17 protein-coding genes are annotated in these 16,503 nt (G+C 45.7%); 1 reads left to right on the top strand and 16 read right to left on the bottom strand.

Annotated elements, in window-relative coordinates; genetic code table 11:
- Together AB5213_RS07665 and AB5213_RS07660 are read right to left on the bottom strand one after the other, a co-directional pair.
- Entirely contained in the window at positions 1-1,191 is a 1,191-nt protein-coding gene (locus tag AB5213_RS07665) for a YncE family protein (protein WP_008372774.1), read from the bottom strand.
- Complete coding sequence (locus tag AB5213_RS07660; protein WP_022220144.1) at positions 1,184-2,059, bottom strand: YitT family protein; 876 nt, start codon at positions 2,057-2,059, stop codon at positions 1,184-1,186. The genes AB5213_RS07665 and AB5213_RS07660 overlap by 8 nt, the downstream gene beginning before the upstream one ends.
- A gap of 194 nt (positions 2,060-2,253) precedes the next feature.
- Between AB5213_RS07660 and AB5213_RS07655 the strand changes: the two genes are divergently transcribed.
- The gene (locus AB5213_RS07655; protein ID WP_022220145.1) at positions 2,254-2,973 is read left to right on the top strand and encodes an NAD-dependent protein deacylase; all 720 of its coding nucleotides are present in this window, start codon (positions 2,254-2,256) and stop codon (positions 2,971-2,973) included.
- A 64-nt stretch (positions 2,974-3,037) separates the two neighbouring features.
- Here AB5213_RS07655 and AB5213_RS07650 read toward each other — a convergent pair whose 3' ends face one another.
- From AB5213_RS07650 to panC, 14 genes are all read right to left on the bottom strand, one after another.
- Positions 3,038-3,478 carry a MarR family winged helix-turn-helix transcriptional regulator gene (locus AB5213_RS07650; RefSeq protein ID WP_008372762.1) on the bottom strand — a complete coding sequence of 147 codons (441 nt, stop codon included), beginning with the start codon at positions 3,476-3,478 and terminating at the stop codon, positions 3,038-3,040.
- A 39-nt stretch (positions 3,479-3,517) separates the two neighbouring features.
- Positions 3,518-4,588, bottom strand: coding sequence for an NAD(P)H-dependent flavin oxidoreductase (locus AB5213_RS07645; RefSeq protein ID WP_368276563.1), 1,071 nt, complete (start codon positions 4,586-4,588; stop codon positions 3,518-3,520).
- A 19-nt stretch (positions 4,589-4,607) separates the two neighbouring features.
- Positions 4,608-6,290 (bottom strand): acetyl-CoA carboxylase carboxyl transferase subunit, encoded by a 1,683-nt coding sequence (locus tag AB5213_RS07640; protein WP_055261816.1) that lies wholly within the window; start codon positions 6,288-6,290, stop codon positions 4,608-4,610.
- A gap of 41 nt (positions 6,291-6,331) precedes the next feature.
- Positions 6,332-7,687, bottom strand: coding sequence for an acetyl-CoA carboxylase biotin carboxylase subunit (locus tag AB5213_RS07635; protein ID WP_173685663.1), 1,356 nt, complete (start codon positions 7,685-7,687; stop codon positions 6,332-6,334).
- On the bottom strand, positions 7,680-8,126 hold the full coding sequence (fabZ, locus tag AB5213_RS07630; RefSeq protein ID WP_008372752.1) for a 3-hydroxyacyl-ACP dehydratase FabZ: 447 nt from the start codon (positions 8,124-8,126) through the stop codon (positions 7,680-7,682). The genes AB5213_RS07635 and fabZ overlap by 8 nt, the downstream gene beginning before the upstream one ends.
- A 20-nt stretch (positions 8,127-8,146) precedes the next feature.
- On the bottom strand, positions 8,147-8,614 hold the full coding sequence (accB, locus tag AB5213_RS07625; protein ID WP_117557683.1) for an acetyl-CoA carboxylase biotin carboxyl carrier protein: 468 nt from the start codon (positions 8,612-8,614) through the stop codon (positions 8,147-8,149).
- A gap of 10 nt (positions 8,615-8,624) precedes the next feature.
- Entirely contained in the window at positions 8,625-9,863 is a 1,239-nt protein-coding gene (fabF, locus tag AB5213_RS07620) for a beta-ketoacyl-ACP synthase II (protein ID WP_173685664.1), read from the bottom strand.
- A gap of 609 nt (positions 9,864-10,472) precedes the next feature.
- Entirely contained in the window at positions 10,473-11,228 is a 756-nt protein-coding gene (fabG, locus tag AB5213_RS07615; RefSeq protein ID WP_368276562.1) for a 3-oxoacyl-[acyl-carrier-protein] reductase, read from the bottom strand.
- A gap of 27 nt (positions 11,229-11,255) precedes the next feature.
- On the bottom strand, positions 11,256-12,176 hold the full coding sequence (fabD, locus tag AB5213_RS07610) for an ACP S-malonyltransferase (RefSeq protein WP_173685665.1): 921 nt from the start codon (positions 12,174-12,176) through the stop codon (positions 11,256-11,258).
- On the bottom strand, positions 12,169-13,107 hold the full coding sequence (fabK, locus tag AB5213_RS07605; RefSeq protein WP_008372744.1) for an enoyl-[acyl-carrier-protein] reductase FabK: 939 nt from the start codon (positions 13,105-13,107) through the stop codon (positions 12,169-12,171). The genes fabD and fabK overlap by 8 nt, the downstream gene beginning before the upstream one ends.
- A 35-nt stretch (positions 13,108-13,142) precedes the next feature.
- The gene (locus AB5213_RS07600; RefSeq protein WP_008372743.1) at positions 13,143-13,367 is read right to left on the bottom strand and encodes an acyl carrier protein; all 225 of its coding nucleotides are present in this window, start codon (positions 13,365-13,367) and stop codon (positions 13,143-13,145) included.
- Between the two features lie 36 nt (positions 13,368-13,403).
- Positions 13,404-14,366 (bottom strand): beta-ketoacyl-ACP synthase III, encoded by a 963-nt coding sequence (locus AB5213_RS07595; protein WP_022220152.1) that lies wholly within the window; start codon positions 14,364-14,366, stop codon positions 13,404-13,406.
- 285 nt (positions 14,367-14,651) lie between these two features.
- Positions 14,652-15,626 carry a bile acid:sodium symporter family protein gene (locus tag AB5213_RS07590; protein ID WP_173685666.1) on the bottom strand — a complete coding sequence of 325 codons (975 nt, stop codon included), beginning with the start codon at positions 15,624-15,626 and terminating at the stop codon, positions 14,652-14,654.
- Positions 15,627-15,629: 3 nt separating this feature from the next.
- On the bottom strand, positions 15,630-16,469 hold the full coding sequence (gene panC, locus AB5213_RS07585; protein WP_347006683.1) for a pantoate--beta-alanine ligase: 840 nt from the start codon (positions 16,467-16,469) through the stop codon (positions 15,630-15,632).
- Positions 16,470-16,503: the final 34 nt, after the last annotated feature.

Here is a 16,503-nt window from a genome sequence, read left to right as displayed (position 1 = left end):
TTATTTTACCAGTTTGCTTCCTTTCAGCTTCACAACACGGTCAATTCGGTTAATGGATGACATCCGGTAGGCATAAGCCCCCGACTCGAAAAGTGCATAAATGCTGCCACCGTCCTGATAGATCTGTTCCAGCCTCTCCGGAAACTTGATCGTCTTATAAGCTTCGGAGGTTGACAAGATTCCATATCTGGAATAGTTGAAGATCTGTACCTCCGATGGCAGGATCCCCCAGGATCGGGTAAGCAAGATCTTATTGTTGTAAAATGCCATTCCCTGCACCTTACCGGAAATTACCTGCATACTGACCGCATAGGCAACCGGCTCCGTCACGCCGACCGTCCGTTTCAGGTTCATGTCTTCTTTTTCATACAAGGTGCCGTCTGCATTGATCAGATATTTTTCAATGACACTGGCATTATCCTGTGTAAAGAATCCGACAAACAATGCGCCGTCATGATACGTCATAAATGACGCCCTCTTGATCTTATAAAGGTTGTAAGACATATCGAATTCAATCGGATGATATCCGTCATCAAAGGAATAATTTTCCAGATGAGACAGTGTGATCGCATTTGCCTGCGCCCAGGTGGAACCCTGTCCTGTCACCCACAGGATCTGGTTCATCGTATCGTATGCCATTCCGCCCACATGGGCTTTGGTGTTCAGCACAATCTCTTTCACAAACCGTCTGCTTTCTTTGTCGATCACATAGATCACCGAATCATGTGCCTTTGTCTTACAATAAGCACTGACCAGAATATAATCCTCTGTAAATGCAAGTCCCTGTGGTGTCATGGATGTGCAGACTTCTGCTTCTCCGTCCCCTTTTACTTTCAGCGTCCTTGTTGACTTCAGTCCAGGCACAACATAAGTCCCGTAGTCATTGTCCACTTCGGCTTCATCGCACGCGTACTTATAAACAGTCTGGTTGCGCTTCAGCGTTTTCAGATACTGCTCCATCGTATAAACGGAATCCGTATTCGTCACCTTCCGGTTTGTCTCCGGCTCCACCTCGGCTCTGTACTGAAATGCGTAATACCAGTAGCTTCCTCCGATAATTCCCACAACCAGAAGAATACTGATGATACTGCGGATATGCCCAAACATGGTCTTCTTTTTCCGGACCTTTTTCTTCTTTGTTTTTTTCTCTTCCTGTCTTACTTCCTCATTCTCAAGCTCTTGTTTATTCATTCATGCCCACTTCGTTTTTATATACTTTCTGTGTTGAAAATCCCCGTCCTCTGACCTCATTTACATTGCCAATGATCATAAATGCCTGCGGATCTGTCTCCTGCACGATCTGGTTCAGCCGCATCAATTCACGGTTAGACACAACGGTAAGGATCATCGGCTGATCCTTTCTCAAATAACCGGTCTGCGTGTAGACCAGTGTAGTTCCTCGGTCAAGCTTCTCCTGGATCAGATGGTTCAGCTTCTCATACTCTCCGGAAATGATCTTGACCTGTGTTCTGGTCGATCCCATCAGAAGCACTTTATCCAGCATCACCGTGTAAATCAATACCAGAAGGATACCATAGATGATCTCTTCTTTATTGGTAAATACCATCTGGAAGATCAGAATCGCAAAATCAAATACATAGAGCATAACAGATACCGGAAGTCCGAATTTCTTATTCAGTACCAGCGGCGGGATATCCATACCTCCTGTTGATGCTCCGCATCTTATAACAACTCCGATTCCAAGTCCGATCATCAGACCTCCACAGATCGTTGAAAGCATCTTATCGTCTGTGACGTTCTGTAATACCGGAACATTCTCCAGTATTCCCAGAATGATCGGATAATAAAACGTACTGACCAGTGTAGTAAGTGCAAATTTCATACCAAGCACTGCAGCCCCCAGAAGAAACATCAGTGTGTTGAAGATCAGTACAAATGTATGGATCTGTAATCCAAAATAATGATTCACGGCAATTCCAAGCCCCGTGGTCCCTCCGGTAATGATATCATTCGGCAGGATAAACATTACAATTGCAAGTGCATATACTGTATTCCCCAATAAAATCAGACACAGATTCCTCATATTTGACATTTTCATATTACGCTCTCCTTGACATATGTATTTTGTCTGCAGATTTCCCCAATTTTCCACAATCCAATACTTTATAGTATACTCGGTGCATGTTTTTGGGACAAGGAATTTTTTTATTTTATTCTCTTTTTTCGTTTCATTTGGTATACTGTGATTAAAAAGACAGGTTTTGATTTTCCAGGAAAAGAGGTTATCAAATTATGGACAAGATCAGACAGTTACAGGACATGATTAACGAGAGCAACCGAATCGTCTTTTTCGGCGGTGCCGGCGTCTCTACCGAGAGTAATATTCCGGACTTCAGGAGTGCAGACGGACTCTACAAACAAAAGTACCGCTACTCACCGGAGCAGATTGTAAGCCACAGCTTTTTCATGCAGCATACGGAAGAATTTTATGATTTTTATAAAGAGAAAATGATGTTCCTTGATGCGAAACCAAATAAAGCACATCTGAAGCTTGCCGAGCTGGAAGCCGCCGGAAAGCTGACCGCCGTTATCACACAGAATATCGACGGACTCCACCAGGCTGCCGGAAGCAAAAATGTACTGGAGCTTCATGGAAGTATCCACCGCAATTACTGCATGCGTTGCAAAAAGCAGTACAGTGCACGTTTTGTAAAAGAATCGAAAGGAATCCCAACCTGCGATTGCGGCGGAACTATCCGCCCGGATGTAGTTCTCTACGAAGAAGGACTGGATAATCAGATTATCCAGAAAAGTATCCGCGCCATCTCAGAAGCAGATATGCTGATCATCGGCGGTACTTCTCTTGTAGTCTACCCTGCTGCCGGATTTATCGATTATTTCCACGGCAAATATCTGGTACTCATCAACAAGGATGCAACTGCCCGTGATGTAGGCGCAACTCTGACGATCCATGAGCCGATCGGAGAAGTATTAGACCGGATCCATGTATAGCCGGAGAATCCAAAAATCCTCTGCCTGCCCTTTCTAATGAAAGAGTGACAGAGGATTTTTCATTTTAACCGTTATACGTCTTAAAAAACTGATACAGATTGTCCAGTGCCTTTGTCAGAACCGGAATCTCTTCTTCATCCAGCGTCTCAACAACAGCTTCTACCATCTTCTTATGAAAATTCGCATGATGATGATATGCCTTCTCCCCTTTTTCCGTCAGCTGGATATTGACGATCCTCCGGTCTTCTTCGCTCCGGTGGCGGACTGCATACTTTTTATTGACCAGACTGTTCATCGAAGTTGTCAGTGATCCGACCGTGATTCCGAGCTTCTTCGCGATCGTGGACATATTATTCCCGGTCCCAAGTCCGATTGCTTCAATAATATGCATATCGTTATTCGTCAGATCCTTGAATTCTTCTGTGATCACTGCCTTTTCTTCTAATTCCCATATATCATTAAAAAGATGTACCAATATCTTATTGATGCTTTCGTATGCGTCCAATTCCCCTTCTTCTCCTTGCTGTGTCTTTTTCTAGTTCAATTATACACAGTCACCTAACAAAGAATCAATCACTTCTTTCACAGTTTCTATTTTTTCTGCTTTCCACACATCCGCTCCGCAGAACAGAAGTGCCTCCCCAATCTCACCTTTTGCCGCTTTGATCAGCGCTTCCGTGATACAGTATGGCACTTCCGCCGGGTTACAGTTTTTCAGACACCCAAGACATCTCTTAGGCTTCACCCTCTCTCCTGCCATTACATGACTGATAAATGGATTCTTAATTGCCCTTCCCGGCATTCCAACCGGACTTTTCACCAGAATGACATCCTCTTTCTTCGCATTCAGATAACTCTGCTTGTAACTAAGATCCGCATCGCACTCCCATGTCGTGACAAATCTTGTTGCCGCCTGGACTGCATCTGCTCCTAATGAAAAGGCATGCTCTGCCGCATCTTTATCCGAAATTCCTCCGGCTACTGCCACCGGGATATGCACCTGATATTTTTGGGCGTACCTTCTGACCACTGCCATGATCCTCTCGATTTCATTATCATAGCTTTCCTGTGTGTAAGTTTCCAGCTGCTCCCGGTCAAACCCCAGATGTCCTCCGGCTTTGGGGCCCTCGATCACAACCAGGTCTGCGGTTCTGGAAAATTTTTTATCCCAGTATTTTAAGATAACTTTCGCCGATTTTTCAGTCGATACGATCGGAGCGATCTTGGTACTGCTGCCCTCCACAAGTCCCGGCAGCTCGATTGGAAGCCCTGCCCCGGATACGATCAGATCTGCTCCGGCGTCCACTGCTGCTTTCACATGCTCGTCATAATCCTTCAGTGCAACCATGATATTAAATCCGATCACGCCATCCGGAGCCGTCTCTCTTGCTCTTTGAAATTCAGATCCAATTGCACGGATATTTGCCGCCCTTGTATTCGTTTCAAAATCCGGTTCACGAAATCCGATCTGTGCGGTTGAGATGATCCCGACTCCACCTTCTTTTGCAACCGCTCCGGCAAGCTGCCCAAGGCTCACACCGACTCCCATTCCCCCTTGAATGACCGGTCTTTTTACTTTCAAATCACCAATCACAAGTTCCGGTAATCCTTTCATTTTTCTTCTCCTCTTTCTATTACATCCTGCGGAATCTGTCATACCGCTTTTCGGTAAGTTCTTCCTTTGTCATTGCACCATATTTTTTCAAAAAAATACTGATATAATCATCCATCGGATCTGTCACTTCTGTAAATGTTTCCAGATTGAAGTTTTCCGGCTCCGGAATCACCCGTTCTACGATACCGGCTTTCAGGAGACGATCTGCTGTCAGCTTCATCACACCTGCCGCCTCTTTTGCGCGGCTGCTGTCCTTCCACAGGATACTTGCAAATCCTTCCGGCGAAAGAATGGAGTAAATCGAATTTTCAAGAAGCCACACTTCATCTGAAGTTGCCATCGCAAGAGCTCCCCCGCTTCCACCTTCTCCGATCACAACTGACAGGATCGGAACCTGAAGATTTGACATCTCAAATAAATTTCTTGCGATTGCCTCACCCTGTCCTCTCTCTTCTGCTTCCAGCCCACAGAACGCTCCCGGCGTATCTACAAAACAGATGACCGGACGGTTAAATTTCTCTGCCTGTTTCATCAGACGAAGGGCTTTGCGGTATCCGTCCGGTGACGGCATTCCAAAGTTACGCTCGATATTTTCTTTTGTCGTGCGACCCTTTGCCTGCGCGATCACCGTCACCGGCATTCCGTGAAATCTTGCAATCCCGCCAATGATCGCCTTATCATCCTGGTAATAACGGTCTCCATGAAATTCCATAAAATCTGTAAATAATTCTTCAATGTACTCCGCACCTACCGGACGAGCCTTGTCTCTGGATAACTGCACCCGTTCCCATGGTGTCAGATTCCTCTGTACCGCCTGTGTTTCCTTTTCTTCTACTTCTGGCAAATCGTATGTACCCTGCTTATGCATTGCTACAATTTCCGCCAGTGTCTCCCTAAGACGCGGACGCTCCACAATCTGATCCACAAATCCGTGCTCCTGAAGAAATTCTGCCCTCTGGAATCCTTTCGGAAGCTTCTGCCCTATGGTCTGTTCAATCACACGCGGACCCGCAAAACCGATCAGCGCCCCCGGCTCGGCAAGAATGATATCTCCAAGCATGGCAAAACTTGCCGTTACCCCGCCGGTTGTCGGATCGGTCAGCACACTTACATATAAACAGCCTGCATCATGGTGTCTTTTCAGTGCCGCTGAAGTCTTTGCCATCTGCATCAGAGAGTGGATCCCCTCCTGCATTCTGGCGCCTCCTGAACAGGCAAATATAATAATCGGAATCCTCTCACTGGTTGCCTTTTCTACTGCACGGGTAATCTTTTCGCCGACCACCTTTCCCATGCTCGCCATCATAAACCGCCCGTCACAGACTGCAAGAACTACTTCATTTCCCGCGATCCTTGCTTTTCCGGTTACAACCGCCTCATCAAGCCCGGTCTTTTCCTGCAGTGCTTCTACCTTTTCTTCATAGCCTTTATAATGCAGCGGATTTCCTGAAGTCAGTCCCTTGTCCCACTCTTCAAAGGTGCCCGCATCTGCTACCATTTCAATCCGGTGCATCGCATGCACACGGAAATAATTCTGACATTTTGGACAAATATAATATCCATTCTTCACATCTTCTGTCAGAATGGCAGATTTGCAAACGTTACATTTTTTCAGAAGTCCCTCCGGAACTTCCGGTGCCATATGGGCAGGCTTTCCTTCGCCAAGAGATATATACCCTCTTCTGCTTGTTTTTTTAAACATATTTGACAGTTTCAAATTGCTTTACCTCCGCTTTTGTAGAGCTAACCTTGCCGATTCTTTGCTTCTTTTTCGGCAATAAATTCAATATCAAAATCTCCTGCCTGATACTTTGAATCATGCAAAATATCATATTGATAATCCACATTGGTATCAATGCCTTCTATAATTACCTCACCAAGTGCACTCTGCATCTTCCGGATCGCTTCAGTACGGTTCTTTGCAAATACGATCAGCTTTGCCAGCATATTATCATAATATGGCGGTACGGTGTATCCACTGTAAATTGCTGAATCAATCCGCACACCCTTTCCTCCCGGAAGGTACATATCGGTGATCGTTCCCGGACACGGACGGAAATTCTTTTCCGGATTTTCCGCATTGATCCTGCACTCAATGGCATGACCGGTCAGTTTTACATCTTCCTGCGTAAAGGAAAGCCGCTGACCGTCTGCGATCCGGATCTGTTCCTTGATCAGATCGATCCCCGTCACCCATTCTGTGACCGGATGCTCCACCTGGATTCTGGTATTCATTTCCATAAAATAAAATTTTCCACTCTTTTCCAGCAGAAATTCAATGGTTCCTGCATTTTCGTAATGCGCTGCCTTTGCCGCTTTTACTGCTGCTTCGCCCATTCTCCGGCGAAGCTCATCCGAAATCACGGCACATGGGGATTCTTCGATCATCTTCTGATGATTTCTCTGCACCGAACAGTCCCGTTCTCCTAAATGCACCACATTTCCATACTTATCCGCCATGATCTGAAATTCAATGTGCTTCGGATGCTGCACAAAATGCTCGATGTACATAGTGTCATCTCCAAAAGCTGCCTTGGTCTCTTTCTGTGCAGTACGGAATGCCATGTCAAATCCGGCTTCATTTTCCGCCACACGCATTCCTTTTCCGCCTCCGCCGAGAGCCGCCTTTACGATCACCGGATAGCCGATCTCTCTTGCAACTTCTTTTCCTTTTTCTGCATCATAAATCGCTTCCCGGCTTCCCGGAATGATCGGAACCCCGGCATTTGCCATGGTATTTCTCGCCTCGGATTTATTTCCAAGCCTGCTGATCACTTTCGAATCCGGTCCAATAAAAATGATGTTGCACTTCTCACAAAGCTCTGCAAATTTCGTATTTTCAGAAAGGAAACCAAATCCCGGATGGATCGCATCTGCTCCCGACACGATGGTCGCGCTGATGATCTGCTCCATATTCAGATAGCTTTCCGAAGATGGTGCAGGTCCAATACAGATTGCTTCATCTGCAAGCTGTGTATGCAATGCTTCTTTATCTGCTTCTGAATAAACTGCAACCGTCTCGATCCCCATTTCCCGGCAGGCACGGATGATCCGAACTGCGATCTCTCCACGGTTTGCGATCAATACTTTCTTAATCATCTGTTTCCGCCTTCCCGATCATCAGAGACAACTCTGCCTTTACTGCAACTTCTCCATCCACTGATGCAACAGCTTCTCCGATTACCAGTGGTCCCTTCTGACGAATAATTCTTGCTTCCAGTTTTAACTTGTCACCCGGAACAACTTTTCTGCGGAACTTGCAGTTCTTAATCCCACCAAAATAACCGAGCTTTCCTTTATTTTCTTCCTGCATCAGAACCGCTACTGCACCGACCTGCGCCAGTGCTTCTACGATCAGCACTCCCGGCATCACCGGCTCCTGTGGAAAATGTCCGGCAAAAAAGTCCTCTCTGTAAGTCACACATTTATAGCCAACTGCATATTCCCCCGGCTCGTAATCTTCGATATAATCTACCAGCAAAAACGGATGTCTGTGCGGAATGATTTTCTGAATTTCCTTGATTCCCAAATGTTTCATGCTTTTCGCCCTCCATCCAGCTATGCGATTCGGAATAACGGCTGTCCGTATTCCACAGTTTCTCCATTTTTCACGAGTACTTCCGATACCACACCGTCAAAATCACACTCAATATCATTCATCAGCTTCATCGCCTCTACGATGGCAACCGTCTGTCCTTTTGCCACATGATCGCCAACTGCCACAAATGGTGCTGCCTCTTCCGACGGTGCTGCATAAAAGGTTCCAACCAGAGGGGATTTGATCAGCTGCCCTTCTGCTTCTTTCCCTTTTTCCGGTCCATCCTCCGACTTCAGTGCCGATACTGCATTACTCTGCGCTCCTGGCACGTTTTGTACTGTCGTCAGCTGTGCTGCCCCTGTACTGACAACCATCTGTTCTTTTTCTTTCTGTATTTTCAATTTCACACCGTTTTCTTCATACTGAAATCCTGTCAGGTCCGAATCTGAAACGGTCTGAATCAGTTTTACCAGATTTTCTAATTCCATCCTTCTACCTCTATCCTTCATACTTCTTCAAAAGAAGGGTTGCATTGTGTCCGCCAAATCCAAGGGAATTGGTGAGCGCACATTTGATCTCTTTTTCGACCGGTGCGCCAACTGCATAGTTCAGATCACATTCTTCATCACATTCCCTTGTTCCAACGGTCTGATGGATAAATCCATCCTGAATAGATTTTACAGTAACGATACACTCTACCGCACCTGCCGCACCAAGAAGATGACCGATCATGGATTTCGTTGAATTCACAACCACATCCTTTGCCGCATCGCCGAATGCTTTCTTAATCGCATAGGTTTCAAACAGATCATTGTGGTGCGTGCTGGTTCCGTGTGCATTAATGTACTGCACTTCTTCCGGCGTCACGCTGCCCTCTTCCATCGCAAGCTCCATCGCCTTTGCCGCACCGCTTCCGTCTTCTGCCGGGGAAGTGATATGGTAAGCATCTCCGGTTGCCCCGTAACCTGCAAGCTCTGCGTAAATCTTTGCGCCTCTTGCTCTCGCATGCTCCAGCTCTTCCAGAACCACCACACCGGCTCCTTCTCCAAGAACAAACCCACTTCTGTCTTTATCAAATGGAATTGATGCACGCAGTGGATCTTCTCTGGTAGTAAGTGCGGTAAGTGCGGTAAATCCGGCAATCCCCGTCGGACAGATACAGCTTTCCGTACCACCTGCAAACATTACGTCCGCATCTCCGTACTGAATGGCACGAAGCGCATCCCCGATACAATTGGTTCCCGTTGCACATGCTGTAACGACATTTGTGCACTTTCCTTTAAGCCCAAGCTGGATCGATACATTTCCGGCTGCCATATTGGAAATCATCATCGGAACCATCAGTGGTGCTACCCTTCCCGGTCCCTTTTCCAGGATTGTCGTGTACTGTTTCTCGATCTGCTGCAGGCTTCCAATTCCTGAACCGATGATCACGCCACAACGGTACGGATCCTCTTTTTCAATTTCAAATCCCGCATCCGCACACGCTTCCTTCGCCGCTGCAACCGCATACTGGGAAAATGTTTCCATTCTCTTCGATGCCTTGAAATCCATCCGTTTCTTTGCAACAAAGTCCTTGACTTCCGCTGCGATCTTCACTTTATATTCGGTTGTATCAAATTTTGTGATCGGACCGATTCCTACGGTTCCATTTTTGATACCGTTCCAGAATTCTTCTACTGTATTACCAATCGGGGTAATCGCTCCAAGCCCCGTAATAACAACTCTGCGCTTCATATTGCCTCCTTTGGTGGAAAATGCGGGAAATGTAGGTTGTGTTCGACTCTGCACAAATATTCCTGTCGGCATTCAAGTTGTGCAAACCATTCCGATGAGCCTCCGAAACCAAGGATTATGTCAGCAAAGGCTTCCATAATCCTTTGAGTCTCCTCTCCATTGCACAAAATAGAATGCCGACAGGAATATTTGTGCAGAGCCGGACTCAAGTCTACTGGCTAAAACGCGTTTTCCACGAAACGTTTTTGGTGTGTTGTTGACTGTTTCATTTTTTGATAAAATTTATCATCTTATAAGTATTTTTAGGTTATTAATCCTATCCCTCAAAATGCGAGTTAAAACCAATTTCTTCCCCTCCGCGATCCGCACTTGGTATATTGAACTACTTCAAGGATGTAAAATGGTTTTCTCGACAAAGTTGAATGACAAACTGTACAAAAGATGTCATTCAAATTCATTTTTCGAGCAATGGAGATGAGACTCAAAGGATTGTGGAAGCCTTTGCTGACACAATCCTTGTTTTAGGAGGCTCATCGGAATGGTTTGCGAGTCTGAATTTGAAGGACATCTTTTGTACAGTTTGTCCCTCAACCTTCTCTGCAACCATTTTTACATCACCATCCCCCCATCGACCTGCAGAACCTGCCCCGTAATGTAACTCGCATGCTCAGACGCCAGAAACGCCACTGCCTTCGCGACATCTTCTGGCTGTCCCATTCTGGCAAGAGGGATCTGACCTCTCATTTCTTCTTTGAGCTTATCGGAAAGAACCTCTGTCATCTCCGTTTCAATGAAGCCCGGTGCAACCGCATTAACCGTGATTCCGCGGGATGCCAGTTCTTTTGCCGCAGATTTGGTCATTCCAATAATTCCTGCTTTAGATGCAGCATAGTTTACCTGACCGGCATTTCCGCTGATTCCAACTACAGATGCAAGATTGATGATCTTTCCGCTTCTCTGCTTCATCATCTGTCTGGATGCAAAACGGATGCAATGGAAAGTTCCTTTCAGATTGACATCAATGACATCGGAGAAATCTTCTTCACTCATACGCATCAGCAGACCATCCTTTGTGATCCCTGCATTATTTACCAGAATATCGATTCTTCCAAACTGCTCGATCACTGCTTTTATAAATGCTTCACATCCCTCGTAATCTGCCACATTGCACTGCATACACTGGGCACATCCACCCTTTTCTACAATTTCATGTTTTACTTCATCTGCTTTTGCTTCAGAACCATTGTAATTGATCACAACTGTTGCTCCCTGTGCAGCCAGCTCCTTCGCAATTGCCTTTCCAATTCCATGGGACGCGCCGGTAACCACCGCGATCTGTCCTTCCAAATTTGCTCTGTCTGTCATATGCTTTTCCTTTCCATTGCCTGTTTTTTACACCAGTTCAGCAATTACTTTTTCCATATCTTCCCAGGTTCCGATATTATATACTTTGACACCTTTGTCGATACGCCGCATAAATCCGGCGAGTGTTTTTCCCGGTCCGATTTCCACAAAAGTGTCTACACCATCTTCAATCATAGTTCTCACACTTTCTTCCCATCGTACCGGTGAAGAAATCTGTTTTGCAAGAAGTGCCTTTGTCTCTTTGATATCCGTCACATATTTTGCCGTAACATTCGTCACATAAGGAATGGCAAGTGGTTCAAAATTTCTCTTCTCCATTTCCTTCGCAAGCTCTTCGCCTGCACTTTCCAGCATCTTTGAGTGGAACGGACCACTTACATTTAACAGAACCGCCCTTTTTGCTCCGGCTGCTTTTAAAGACTCTGCTGCCTTTTCTACCGCTGCGGTCTTTCCTGTAATTACAATCTGTCCCGGACAGTTATAATTTGCCACAGACGCACCCGAAATTTCTTCCGTCACTTTTTCAACCGTTTCTCCATCCAGTCCCAGGATTGCCGCCATGGCTCCTTCACCTGTCGGAACGGTATTCTGCATCAGAATCCCTCTTTTTCTCACAAGAGAAATGGCGTCTTTCGGCTGCATGCCTCCCGCTGCGCTGATCGCACAGTACTCTCCAAGGCTGAGCCCGGCTGTCACATCCGGTGTAAGACCTCTCTTTTCAATCTCGGCTGTCATTGCAAGACAGGCTGTTACCATGGCTGCCTGAGTGTATTCTGTCTGATCCAGCTGCTCATTTTCTTCAAAGCAAAGCTTTGTCATATCAAGTCCCAGCTCTGCTGTTGCTGTATCAAAAATCTCTTTTGCAAGTTCACTGTTTTCATAAAAATCTTTTCCCATACCGCACTTCTGCGCGCCCTGTCCCGGGAAAATGAATGCTGTTTTATTCATAAAATCCTTTGCCTCCAATCAGTGCATCCGTCTCACTTACCAGCTTTTGGATCAGGTCTTTACAGCTCATGATCTCTTTTACCATGGCTGCACTCTGTCCCGCCATTACGCTTCCGTTTGTCACATCTCCGTCTACAACGGCCTTTCTTAAGCCTCCAAGTGTAAGGTGCTCAAGTTCTTCAAAGGATGCACCGTTTTTCTCAAGGTCCAGATATTTTTTCGTCATTTGGTTGCGAAGTGCTCTTACCGGATGTCCTGTGCTTCTTCCGGTTACTCTGGAATCAATGTCCTTCGCTTTGATGATCGCATTTTTATAATTTTCATGTACGATAGATTCTTCGGTCGCAACAAAATGGGTTCCCATCTGTACGGCTTTTGCTCCCAGCATAAATGCTGCCGCAATTCCTCTTCCATCTGCGATTCCTCCGGCTGCGATTACCGGAATCTTCACTGCGTCTACAATCTGTGGAACCAGTACCATAGTCGTATTTTCTCCGATGTGTCCTCCGGATTCACATCCTTCCGCAACAACTGCATCTGCCCCGCACCGTTCCATTCTTCTTGCAAGTGCAACGGATGCAACCACCGGAATGACTTTAATTCCTGCTTCTTTCCACATTTTCATATATTTTTCCGGGCTTCCGGCGCCTGTCGTTACAACCTTTACGCCTTCTTCCGCTACTACTTTTGCCACGTCCTCTGCATAAGGACTTATCAGCATGATATTTACTCCAAATGGTTTATCAGTCAGCTTTTTTGCTTCTCTGATCTGTTCACGTACCCACTCAGCCGGGGCGCTTGCAGCCCCGATGAGCCCAAGCCCGCCGGCATTTGATACGCCGGCCGCAAGATGATACTCAGCAACCCAGGCCATTCCGCCCTGGATGATCGGATACTCGATTCCAAGTAATTCGGTTACTTCTGTTTTCATATTACAACCTCTTTCTGTCTGTGTTTTTGCGATTCTTATTTTTTCAGTCCTTCGATGTATGTTACAACACTTCCGATTGTCTTGAGATCACCGATTGCTTCCGTATCGATTTCCACACCAAATTCATCTTCAAATGTCATAACCATATCCATCAGATCAAGGGAATCTGCTCCAAGAGATTCAAAAGTTGTCTCCTCTGTGAGGTCTGCTGCGTTTACGTCAAGTCCTTCTGCTACGATTTCTTTTACTTTTTCTAACATGTTCTTAGTCTCCTTATTGTTTGATTATTTTTATATTTACCACTCTATGAGTGTGGCTCCCCAGGTGAGTCCGGCACCGAAGCCGCAGAGAACAATCTTCTGTCCTTTGTGGAAGCGACCGGTTTTGTTCAGTTCATCCAGGAGGATTGGGATGCTGGCGGATGATGTATTACCGTATTCTTCAATGTTGACCGGGAATTTTGCAAGGTCTGTTTTCATCCGTTTTGCCACAGATTCGATGATCCGTAAGTTTGCCTGATGCAGAACGAAAAGATCAATATCTTTCTCGGTCAGATCTGCTTTTTGCAGAAGTTCTCCGATGACTTCCGGCACTTTTTTTACGGCAAATTTGAAAACTGCCTGTCCATCCATGGATACATAAGTCTGTTTTTCATTTTCTTTGTCCTGCCAGTTTTTCTGCTGACGGCTTTCGCAGGCAAGTACCTGTCCTTTTGCTCCGTCAGAATGGGTAACTGCCGGAAAGATTTCACCTTCTTCTGCACAGATCACGGCTGCTCCTGCCCCGTCACCAAAAAGAATGCAGCTTCCTCTGTCTTTCCAGTTGACAATTCCGGATAGGGTTTCACTTCCGATCACCAGAATGTTCTGATACATTCCGGCTGCTATGTAAGCCTGCGCAGTATTGTAGGCATACACAAAACCGCTGCATGCGGCACTGATGTCGAAACAGGTTGCATTTACTGCTCCCAGCTCTTTCTGGACTTCGCAGGCAGTGCTTGGGATCACGGTGTTTGGCGTGATTGTAGATACCAGGATCAGATCCAGATCGTCTGCATTTAATTTTGCATCTGTAAGTGCATTTTTTGCCGCTTTTATCGCCATGCTGACTGTTGTATCTTCTTCTGCAATATGTCTGCGCACAATTCCGGTCCGTTCACGGATCCATTCATCATTCGTCTCCACAAACTTCGCGAGATCATTGTTGTCGTAATAATGCTCCGGTATATAAGAACCGGTACCGCATATCCTTCCTCTCATGGTTGTTCTCTCCATTTATTTTTGTTTTAAAATCTTTTTCGTTTAAAATATTTTTATATTCAAACTATTTGATAATATAACATAATCGGAATGATTTGACAAGAGGGAAATTTTTTTGTTTGACGCGAGGGGCAAATGAATGGAAAAAAAGAGTTCCTGTTCTCTTCTTTTCCATTTATCTGCCATTCAAATCGGTACAAAAATGACGTGCTTTAGTCTCTGTATTTTCTGTTCTGAGTACAAAAAATCCTGCGGTTTTGCCAATTCAAAATCGCAGGATTTTTCTTATTCTGTAACTTCCTGATATGCCTCTTTCGTCTGTTCTCCGCTCCGGCGGATCCCTGCAAACAAAGATCCGGATATATTATGCCATACACTGAAGATCGCCCCCGGAAGGGTTGCCAGTGGATTTGCCACGAAATTGGCAGTTGCAAGGGAGATTGCAAGTCCACTGTTCTGCATTCCGACTTCGATGGCAATGGCAGTTGCCTTATCGTACTCAATATGTAAAATTTTCGCTGCGCCAAGTCCGATTCCCATTCCGCAGAGATTGTGAAGCATCACAACTCCGAGAACCAGAAGTCCGCAGCTTAAGATTTTTTCTGCATTGACGGCTACAATTCCGCTGATGATCATTACGATCGATACAACTGAGATCAGTGGCAGAATCTCTGATATTTTCTGGATCTGCTTCCCCCAGACCCAGTTGATCAGAATTCCCAGAAGTACCGGAACCAGAACAACCTTTACTACAGAAATTACCATTGCCCAGAAGGATACCTCTACCCAGGCTCCGGCGAGTACATACACCAGAAGTGGTGTTACAATCGGTGCCGCAAGAGTTGATGTGATCGTCATTCCGACAGAAAGCGCCACATCACCTCCGGCAATATAGGTGATCACATTGCTTGCCGTTCCACCCGGGCAGCAACCAACCAGGATCACGCCAAGTGCCAGATCTGTCGGCAGCTGCATCAGCTGACACAGGATCCACGCGATCACCGGCATGATCGTGTACTGTGCGACGAATCCGATCAGGATTTCTTTTGGTCTGGAAAAGACTCTTTTGAAATCGTCCATTTTGATCGTAAGCCCCATGCCGAACATGGCAACTCCGAGAAATACAGAAGTGTAGCTCGTTGTCCACGCAAAACCGTCACGCCAGAAGAATGCAATGACGGAAAAACAGATAATGATGACCCCGATATATTTTGTAAGAAAAGAGCTGACCTTTCCCACTTTTTTCATTCTGTTCTCCATAGGCTATACCTCATAGCTGAAATTGTCGATTAGCCTTGTTTTTCCAATATAAACTGCCATGGCAACCAGAACATCTTTTTCCACACTCTCGACCGGCTGCATATCCAGTGCATCTACCATGGATACATAGTCGATCTTTGCAAGCGGCTCTGCTTCGATCACTGCGCGCATCTTTGACAGAATTTCTTCTGCCTTAATTCCCTTGCAGATCGCCTCCTGACCGGTTTTAACGGCTCTTGAAAGGCACAGTGCAGCCTTTCTCTCTTCTGCGCTTAAATAGGTATTTCTGGATGATTTGGCAAGTCCGTCTTCCTCACGGATGATTGGGCAGCCTACGATCTGGATATCAAAATTCAAATCCTGCACCATCTTGCGGATGATTGCAAGCTGCTGTGCATCCTTCTGTCCAAAATAAGCTCTGTCCGGTGCTACAATATTGAATAATTTGGAAACAACCGTACATACCCCTTTAAAATGGATCGGTCTTGTCTTTCCGCAAAGGGTATCAGATAACATATCAATACTTACGTAAGCATGTGGATCATGATACATATCCTTCGGTTCCGGATGGAAGATCAGATCTGCTCCAAGGCTCTCACAAAGCTCACTGTCACGTTCAAAATCTCTCGGGTATGCTTCCAGGTCTTCTGTCGGTCCGAACTGTGTCGGATTGACAAAATCGGATACCACAACGATATCGTTTTCCTCACGGCATCTCCTTATCAGGCTTGCATGCCCTTCATGTAAGAATCCCATGGTCGGTACAAGACCTATGGTTTTTCCTTCTTTTTTCCAGTTCTTAACTAATTTTCTTGTCTCTTCGACTGTTGTTGTTACCTGCATGATAATTCTCCTCTTTATAATAAATTCGGAGATA

Source organism: Coprococcus sp. RTP21204st1_G4_RTP21204_210225, from assembly GCF_040915385.1.
GTDB lineage: Bacteria > Bacillota > Clostridia > Lachnospirales > Lachnospiraceae > Allocoprococcus > Allocoprococcus comes.
This window is presented reverse-complemented; position numbering and strand designations above follow the sequence as displayed.

Excerpts from the sequence above, each read along its gene's own strand:
- AB5213_RS07645 (WP_368276563.1), bottom strand. The coding sequence starts at position 4,588 with ATGAAAGGATTACCGGAACTTGTGATTGGTGATTTGAAAGTAAAAAGA.
- AB5213_RS07600 (WP_008372743.1), bottom strand. The coding sequence starts at position 13,367 with ATGTTAGAAAAAGTAAAAGAAATCGTAGCAGAAGGACTTGACGTAAAC.
- fabD (WP_173685665.1), bottom strand. The coding sequence starts at position 12,176 with ATGAATAAAACAGCATTCATTTTCCCGGGACAGGGCGCGCAGAAGTGC.
- AB5213_RS07665 (WP_008372774.1), bottom strand. The coding sequence starts at position 1,191 with ATGAATAAACAAGAGCTTGAGAATGAGGAAGTAAGACAGGAAGAGAAA.
- fabG (WP_368276562.1), bottom strand. The coding sequence starts at position 11,228 with ATGACAGACAGAGCAAATTTGGAAGGACAGATCGCGGTGGTTACCGGC.
- AB5213_RS07660 (WP_022220144.1), bottom strand. The coding sequence starts at position 2,059 with ATGAAAATGTCAAATATGAGGAATCTGTGTCTGATTTTATTGGGGAAT.
- AB5213_RS07655 (WP_022220145.1), top strand. The coding sequence starts at position 2,254 with ATGGACAAGATCAGACAGTTACAGGACATGATTAACGAGAGCAACCGA.
- AB5213_RS07640 (WP_055261816.1), bottom strand. The coding sequence starts at position 6,290 with ATGTTTAAAAAAACAAGCAGAAGAGGGTATATATCTCTTGGCGAAGGA.
- fabF (WP_173685664.1), bottom strand. The coding sequence starts at position 9,863 with ATGAAGCGCAGAGTTGTTATTACGGGGCTTGGAGCGATTACCCCGATT.
- AB5213_RS07590 (WP_173685666.1), bottom strand. The coding sequence starts at position 15,626 with ATGGAGAACAGAATGAAAAAAGTGGGAAAGGTCAGCTCTTTTCTTACA.
- fabK (WP_008372744.1), bottom strand. The coding sequence starts at position 13,107 with ATGAAAACAGAAGTAACCGAATTACTTGGAATCGAGTATCCGATCATC.
- AB5213_RS07595 (WP_022220152.1), bottom strand. The coding sequence starts at position 14,366 with ATGAGAGGAAGGATATGCGGTACCGGTTCTTATATACCGGAGCATTAT.
- accB (WP_117557683.1), bottom strand. The coding sequence starts at position 8,614 with ATGGAATTAGAAAATCTGGTAAAACTGATTCAGACCGTTTCAGATTCG.
- panC (WP_347006683.1), bottom strand. The coding sequence starts at position 16,469 with ATGCAGGTAACAACAACAGTCGAAGAGACAAGAAAATTAGTTAAGAAC.
- AB5213_RS07635 (WP_173685663.1), bottom strand. The coding sequence starts at position 7,687 with ATGATTAAGAAAGTATTGATCGCAAACCGTGGAGAGATCGCAGTTCGG.
- fabZ (WP_008372752.1), bottom strand. The coding sequence starts at position 8,126 with ATGAAACATTTGGGAATCAAGGAAATTCAGAAAATCATTCCGCACAGA.